Annotated in this window: 2 protein-coding genes; both read right to left on the bottom strand. The window is 70.1% G+C overall.

What is annotated here, in order from left to right:
- Positions 1–276, bottom strand: a 276-nt coding sequence (locus AX744_RS09770; protein ID WP_197429206.1) for a 6,7-dimethyl-8-ribityllumazine synthase, incomplete at its 3' end; no start/stop codon positions are given.
- Positions 273–1,323 (bottom strand): GTP cyclohydrolase II (gene ribA / locus AX744_RS09775; RefSeq protein ID WP_061016598.1); only part of this gene is annotated, 1,051 nt, incomplete at its 5' end. The genes ribA and AX744_RS09770, both read right to left, overlap by 4 nt.

Here is a 1,323-nt window from a genome sequence, read left to right on the forward strand (position 1 = left end):
GACGTACTCGAAGTGCGGGGTTCCGCCGCGGATGATCACGCCCAGCGCGACGACCGCGTCGGCTCCCCCGGCGAAAGCGGCCTGCGCGGCGATCGCGAGCTCGAAGGAGCCGGGCACGCGCACGAGCCGGTGCGTGGCGTCGGCGGCGTCGAGCACGCGCTCCGCCCCGGCGATCAGGCCGTTCGATATCGTCTCGTGCCAGGTGCCGGCGATGATGACGACGTTCAGACCCCGCCCGTCGATGTTTCCCGTCTCGGGTGCTCCCGCGCCGCTCATTCGTCGTCCTTTCCGTGGGCGAGGGCCTCTGCGAGGTCTGCTTCGCCGATGATGTGACCCATCCGGTCACGCTTGGTCTCCAGGTACTGGTGGTTGTTCGGGCCGACCCCGACGATCAGCGGCACCTGCTCGATCACGTCGAGGCCGAGTTCGCGCAATTGCGCGACCTTGTCGGTGTTGTTCGTCAGCAGACGCACCTTCGATACGCCGAGGTCCGAGAGGATGCCGGCCGCCGCGGCGTAGTCGCGCGCATCTGCGGGCAGGCCAAGAGCGAGGTTGGCATCGACCGTGTCGAGGCCCTCCTCCTGCAGGCTGTAGGCGCGCAGCTTGTTGATCAGGCCGATCCCTCGCCCCTCGTGGCCGCGCATGTAGATGACGATCCCGCCCTCCTTCTCGATCGCGTCGAGAGCGGAGTCGAGCTGTGGGCCGCACTCGCACTTCAGCGACCCGAACGCCTCGCCGGTCAGGCACTCCGAGTGCACGCGTACCAGCGCGGTGTCGCCCGGCTCGCCGGAGACGACCGCGATGTGGTCGGTGCCGGTGATGCGGTCCTTGTACGCGAGGAAGCGGAACGCGCCGTGCGTGGTCGGGACGGTGGCGTCGGCGCGAAGGCTCACGCGGCGTCCGCGGTGCGCACTGGGCGTCGCGCCATCGGGGTCGATCTCGTTCAGGTGGGCGATCAGCTGCTCGATCGTGATCACGGGTACGCCGTCTCGCGCACCGAGCTCGATGAGTCCGGGCAGGCGCATCATGCTGCCGTCCTCCGCGACGACCTCCGCGATCGCTCCGACCGGGCGGAGCCCCGCCAGCTTCATGAGCTCGACGGCGGCCTCGGTGTGGCCGCTGCGCTCGCGCACGCCGCCGTCGACCGCCCGCAGAGGCAGTACGTGGCCCGGGCGGATGATGCTGGTCGACGTCGACTCCGGGTTCGACAGCACGTTCAGCGTGTGGGCGCGGTCATGGGCGCTGATGCCGGTGGTGACCCCCTGCGCGGCGTCGACGCTCACGGTGTAGGCGGTCGAGCGGGCGTCTTCGCTGGCGGCGACC

This window comes from Microbacterium sp. CCH5-D1, from assembly GCF_001557335.1.
In the GTDB taxonomy this organism is placed as follows: Bacteria; Actinomycetota; Actinomycetes; order Actinomycetales; family Microbacteriaceae; genus Microbacterium; species Microbacterium oxydans.